General features: G+C 46.6%; 7 protein-coding genes. 6 read left to right on the top strand and 1 reads right to left on the bottom strand.

The genetic code is table 11. The features are described 5' to 3' along the window. Nucleotides 1-94: 94 nt before the first annotated feature. Nucleotides 95-292, bottom strand: a complete 198-nt coding sequence (locus tag NDA01_RS31160) for a hypothetical protein (protein WP_348231107.1) — start codon at nucleotides 290-292, stop codon at nucleotides 95-97. A gap of 401 nt (nucleotides 293-693) precedes the next feature. On the opposite strand from NDA01_RS31160, the gene ybiA reads away from it, so the two are divergent. The 6 genes from ybiA to NDA01_RS31130 all read left to right on the top strand — a co-directional run bounded on the left by ybiA (nucleotide 694) and on the right by NDA01_RS31130 (nucleotide 4,977). After that, the gene (ybiA, locus tag NDA01_RS31155) at nucleotides 694-1,143 is read left to right on the top strand and encodes a riboflavin biosynthesis intermediates N-glycosidase (protein WP_348231106.1); all 450 of its coding nucleotides are present in this window, start codon (nucleotides 694-696) and stop codon (nucleotides 1,141-1,143) included. Between the two features lie 28 nt (nucleotides 1,144-1,171). After that, the gene (locus NDA01_RS31150; RefSeq protein ID WP_348231105.1) at nucleotides 1,172-1,963 is read left to right on the top strand and encodes an endonuclease/exonuclease/phosphatase family protein; all 792 of its coding nucleotides are present in this window, start codon (nucleotides 1,172-1,174) and stop codon (nucleotides 1,961-1,963) included. A 6-nt stretch (nucleotides 1,964-1,969) separates the two neighbouring features. Beyond that, the gene (locus NDA01_RS31145; protein WP_348231104.1) at nucleotides 1,970-2,800 is read left to right on the top strand and encodes a hypothetical protein; all 831 of its coding nucleotides are present in this window, start codon (nucleotides 1,970-1,972) and stop codon (nucleotides 2,798-2,800) included. A gap of 1 nt (nucleotide 2,801) precedes the next feature. Then, a complete protein-coding gene (locus NDA01_RS31140) occupies nucleotides 2,802-3,440 on the top strand; it encodes a HesA/MoeB/ThiF family protein (protein ID WP_348231103.1) in 639 nt (212 codons plus the stop codon). A gap of 122 nt (nucleotides 3,441-3,562) precedes the next feature. Next, nucleotides 3,563-4,429, top strand: coding sequence for a helix-turn-helix transcriptional regulator (locus NDA01_RS31135; protein WP_348231102.1), 867 nt, complete (start codon nucleotides 3,563-3,565; stop codon nucleotides 4,427-4,429). An 83-nt stretch (nucleotides 4,430-4,512) separates the two neighbouring features. Beyond that, nucleotides 4,513-4,977 (top strand): MAPEG family protein, encoded by a 465-nt coding sequence (locus tag NDA01_RS31130; RefSeq protein ID WP_348231101.1) that lies wholly within the window; start codon nucleotides 4,513-4,515, stop codon nucleotides 4,975-4,977. Nucleotides 4,978-5,268 lie beyond the last annotated feature (291 nt).

Below are 5,268 nucleotides of genomic sequence, written 5' to 3'. Positions count from 1 at the left end.
TGACCGTTTTTGACCGTTCGGGAGGAGGCACAGAGGGGACAAGCAGGCATGAGCAAACAAAGAGCATTCGAAAATGAACTTTACTCTTCTATCATTACATCTTGAGCACTACCGGTAGTATAATTGGTTGAAAATCAGGCAAGATAGGATTTTCAGAAAAAAGCTTTGCATCTGCTCGACTCTGGGATTCTATTGCTTTAAGTTTTTTGGCAGGCTGTTCTGAACCTTGGGAATCAAAGAAGCTCAGCTGTTCATGGTCGCTATTATCATATGAATGCTTGCGCGATGGCATACCTAGTTAGCTCATATCATCAGATTTACTAGTATACTCCGGTAGAAATGATTTTAGCGGGTTTGACCTCATACACCATTTACTCAATTTACTGTGAGGACGGCTAACAAAACGTAGGATTTTCGACATAATAACGACATTTGTATTACAATGTAGTATATTCTCTGCATACCTTAACTGCTAGAGTCTACATACTGAGTACGAGAGGAACGGTAACGCTGCCCTAGTGCAGTGGGCGTGTGTGAACAAGGAGTGCTAAGAACCTGGGAGGTGGGCTTAAAAGTAGCCATCCTTAAAAGAGTGTGTAACAACTCACCAGCGGAGTCCCTTTAGTAGCTGAGAAAACGCAATCACGCTCTGCCAACTTGCACGCAGGAAATTGAGCTATTGAGGGAGCAACCATGACCATTTATTTTTACGTCGAACGCGAAAAGCCCTACGGTTGCTTCTCCAATTTTTCAGCACATGGTTTTATGTTGGACGATTTGTATTGGGCGACGAGTGAGCATTACTTTCAAGCCCAAAAGTTTGTTGATACTCCTTACTTAGAAAAGGTAAGACAGACCAAAACACCCAAAGATGCAGCAAATATGGGTCGCGATCGCACGCTTCCTCTCCGTTCTGATTGGGAACATGTGAAGGATGACGTGATGCAAAAAGCAGTCCTGCAAAAGTTTAGAACCCATGCGGACATCCGAGAAATTTTGCTAGCTACTGGAGATGAAATACTGGTAGAAAACTCCCCTATTGATTACTACTGGGGTTGTGGCAAAGACGACAGCGGCAAGAACAAATTAGGACAGATTTTGATGGCAGTGCGCGAAACTTTGCGGGGCAATGTAGAGATGTAGGAGGATAAAAGAGAATGCAGTGCGAACTATGGTTAAAGTCATTACCATCAATATTCTTTTCGACTTAACAGAGTGGCAGCAACGTCGAGACTTGCTAGTGCATGGATTAGCAGCAGAGCAAGCTGACCTGATTGCTTTGCAAGAAGTCAAATTACCTGAAGATACAAGTGCTTGGTTAGCAGAACAACTGAGCATGCCTTATGTGTATTTGGTTCCTAAAACCAGCAATGCAGGACAGCAGGCGCACGATGGAATTGCAATTCTCAGTCATCACCCCTTTGTCGAGCAGAAAATGCTGGGTTTGCAGGGACAGCGACGAGTCGCTCAATATGTTCAGGTCAGGATCGATGGACAGCCTTTGGTTTTTTGCAACGGGCACTACTATTGGTATCCTGGCCCTCACCCTCAAAGAGATATCCAAGTGCAGCAAGTTTTAGACTGGTTAGGAGAACTGCCACCAGACCTACCGATTGTTGCGGTCGGAGATTTTAACGGCACACCAAACGCTCCAGCGATCGCCCTGATGCGACAGCGCTTTACATCTGCTTATGCCACACATCATGGTCATGAACCAGAATATACCTGCCCTACTCCCTTAGTGCGCCGTAATTGGCAAAAAGTACTCTGGCACGCCTTGCGAAATTTGTACTTTAATCGCACGCTCCATCCTTGGCGGGGTACTTTAGACTACATTTTCGTCAATCATGCTGTGCAAGTACAAAATTGCCAACTGATTCTTAACCAACCTGCTCCTAACAACCGTACTCTCTATCCCTCGGATCATTTTGGCATGATGGCTGACCTGAAGATTCAGACTTAAACTTTTATGGATATCCGCGCTCTCCTTAATCAAATCGCCAGTGCTGAAGTGCAACTGCACACCACTCAATTTCTTGCGCCTTGCGTCAAAGGTGGAAAAGTGCGGACGCGGGTTGCTGGTATGGTTTACACGTTGGCCCCTCAGCCCCGCCAATTTGAGGGTTGGGGCCTCTTTCAACCTATCGATCAACAAACTGCTACCTTGATTGCAGAGGCCGATCTGCCTGACATTGCCGCTTATCTCCAGCATTTTCCCACCCTTCGCCTGCGATTGGCCTATCGTCTGCACAACCAAACTTGGTTAGCCTATCCAGTCAACGAAGCGGATATGCGCCAACGGTTCAAAACCGTTAAACCTGTACCTGTGCATCTGGTGATAGAAGGAGACACCTTTGAGCAGATTATCTCTCGTAGGAATGGCGCTTCTTGCTGGTTTGAGGAGATCGATCGCCGAGATGATCCTACGATCGCGGAAACTCTGCAATCCAATCTCAAACAACTGGTTCCGGTTGAAGAATTACAGTTTAAGGGCATTACGCCAGAAATGCGATCGCTCTACGATCTAGTTGCTCAACGTACGGAAGGATTTGCCCAGCCCCAACAAGATGAAAAGCGTCTACGTCAAGCCCTCAAACTCGGTGGCGGTGAACTACACCAGTTCCACGATCGAGGTGAGTACTGGACCGTCGATTGGACCACATCAGATGGCGTTCGCCATGCCAGTGCGATCGCCAAAGCTGACCTGACCGTGGTGAGTTCTGGCATTTGTCTCAGTGGACGCGATCGCGATTTTGATTTGCAATCGTTAGTGGGTGTGATGGAACACCAGGAGTGGTGAGATGAGTATCTTTTTTCACGAACAGCTTTACCGAACTGATACGGTGATGGCGAAGCTCAAGGAGTTCCCTGTCACCATTTGTGGAGCAGGAGCCTTGGGCGCGAATCTGGCTGAGAATCTAGCTCGTGCGGGCTTTGGCAAGCTCAAAGTGATCGATCGCGATCGCATCGAAGAGCGAAACCTCTCAACTCAGCCCTACTACCGTTCGGATGTCGGTGCATTCAAAGCCAAGATTTTGGCAAATAACCTGTATCGGGCGATCGGGACAAAGGTAGAAGCAGAAACCAAAGAACTCACTGCAACAAATGCGACTCAACTTCTCCAAGAGAGTGGATTGATTGTTGACGTGTTCGACAACAGCACCTCTCGCCAAGCCATGAAGGACTACGGCGATCGCACTCGAACTCCTTGCCTTCACGCTGGGCTTGCTACGGATTATGCAGAAGTGATCTGGAATGATGCTTATCGAGTTCCGTCCGATGTTAATGATGATGTTTGTGATTATCCACTCGCACGGAATTTGGTAATGCTAACAGTGGCTGTGACATGTGAGGCGATCGTTTCTTTTGTTGCAACCGGAGAACAACGTCATTTCACAATTACTTTGAAAGATTTGAGTGTTCAATTCCTCAATCTGTAGTATTGAATCAGGTGAAAATTAGGCACAATGGGATCATCCTTTAGCTGTGACAGGTTATGAGAAAAAGAAGGCAGTCTGTCAAACTACTGGATTATGGCCAGAAGAGGGCATCCGATCAGATTGTGCCCCAACCTGCTGTTTTAAGGAGCTTGGGTTGGAATGGAATGCATCTTGAACTGCACCAGCAACCCACCTTTGCCACCGATGAACATCAACATACAATGCATGTGTTAGCTTGTGGTCTGATTGATTCATCCAACAAGAATGCACCGGGGGTGCGATCGCTTGATGGCAAACGCTCCAGGGAGAGACGCAATTCTGGTGATATTGCGATCATTCCAGCAGGGATTACTCATTCCTGTAGTTGGGATGTTCCCGCTCAATTTATGGTTCTGGCGATCGAGCCAACCCTTCTGCAACACGTTGGACAGGATTGGGTCAACCCTGACCAGATTGAACTGCTTCCCCAGTTTATGAGCGAGTCGGATGCGTTCATACAAAATATCTTTTCAACCCTCAAGCGAGAAGCTGAGATCGGAGGCATCGGCAGTTATTTGCTGGTCGATAGCCTGAAAACAGCAGTAGCTGTTCATTTACTGCGAAGTTACTGTGTTACTCGGCCCAAACTCTCCAGCTACTCAAATGGCTTATCTCAAGTTATGTTAACGCTGGTTAAAGAGTACATCAACAACCATCTCCATCAAGATTTGAGATTGCAGGAAATGGCAGCGATCGCCCAAATCAGCCCCTACCATTTCTTACGACTGTTCAAGCAAAGCATGGGGGTAACACCCCATCAATACATTCTGCAGTGTCGGTTAAATCAAGCCAAATACCTTTTGCAACATAGTGAGCTAAGCATCATTGAAGTTGCAACTCAGACAGGTTTTTGCGATCAAAGCCATTTAACCCGATACTTCAAACGCATGATAGGCATTACGCCTAAGCAACTCCTGCAATTGCGATGTATCTCCGGAAGATCGCAATAATATCCCAAACCTTCGCAACTTTTTTCTAGAGTCTCCCTGCATTGTCTTCTTACAGTAGGAACAGGCTCTAATGGAGAAAGAAGATGCAAATTGAGCAACGCGCAAATCTTATCGCCCAAAACTTATTCATCCTACCGATGACTGCTCCGCTCTGGGGATTGGTCATTTTCATCCTCTGGACGATCACCGTTGTGGTTCTCTTACTGGTAGTGAGAATTCGACATTTAGCAGCAGGCGGTAGCTCAAAAGATTTCGGAGCGATCGATGACAACAGCTTGATGTGGCGGTTATTTCGAGTGCAGTCTAACTTGGTCGAAAACCTGCCACTGTATCTAGGAGTCGTTTTTCTCCTGACCGTACGAGGGGTATCCGGAGTTGCAATCGATCTGCTGGTCAGTATCCATATTACATTCCGACTGTTGCACTCCGTTATTCATATTGTGGGAGCTGATCCAAGATTCCGGGTATTGAGTTTAGCGATTCAATTCAGTTGTTTGATCAGTTTGATGATTCTGGCAATCTTGCAATATCCCTTGACCCTGACGTAGCGTGGGGTTCTTACTATAGTAGTGATCCTGAAATTGAGCAATCCCTCAACTAGATGTACCAGCAGGAACAACCTGAAGTTGCCAGTTGAGGGGCGATTGATGCGGCTGTGATGGAATACTTGGGTCGAGCCAGGGCTGCCTTGAAGCAAAATGAATGAGTAGTGCTAAACAAGTAATGACAGCAATTCTCAGTATGGCAATTTAACTGGTATTGGGTGAGATGTCTAGCTCTAATCCTTCGAGCATGAAGGTGAGCAAGTGATCCCAACTGTCGAAATACAGGTAGCGGGT

Origin of the sequence: Trichocoleus desertorum AS-A10 (assembly GCF_039962155.1) — a bacterium.
Lineage (GTDB): Bacteria > Cyanobacteriota > Cyanobacteriia > FACHB-46 > FACHB-46 > Trichocoleus.
The sequence above is the reverse complement of the archived record's forward strand: the minus strand, read 5'-3'. Positions and strand labels throughout refer to the sequence as shown.

Coding starts and splice junctions, on each gene's coding strand:
- ybiA (WP_348231106.1), top strand. CDS start 694: ATGACCATTTATTTTTACGTCGAACGCGAAAAGCCCTACGGTTGCTTC.
- NDA01_RS31150 (WP_348231105.1), top strand. CDS start 1,172: ATGGTTAAAGTCATTACCATCAATATTCTTTTCGACTTAACAGAGTGG.
- NDA01_RS31145 (WP_348231104.1), top strand. CDS start 1,970: ATGGATATCCGCGCTCTCCTTAATCAAATCGCCAGTGCTGAAGTGCAA.
- NDA01_RS31140 (WP_348231103.1), top strand. CDS start 2,802: ATGAGTATCTTTTTTCACGAACAGCTTTACCGAACTGATACGGTGATG.
- NDA01_RS31160 (WP_348231107.1), bottom strand. CDS start 292: ATGCCATCGCGCAAGCATTCATATGATAATAGCGACCATGAACAGCTG.
- NDA01_RS31130 (WP_348231101.1), top strand. CDS start 4,513: ATGCAAATTGAGCAACGCGCAAATCTTATCGCCCAAAACTTATTCATC.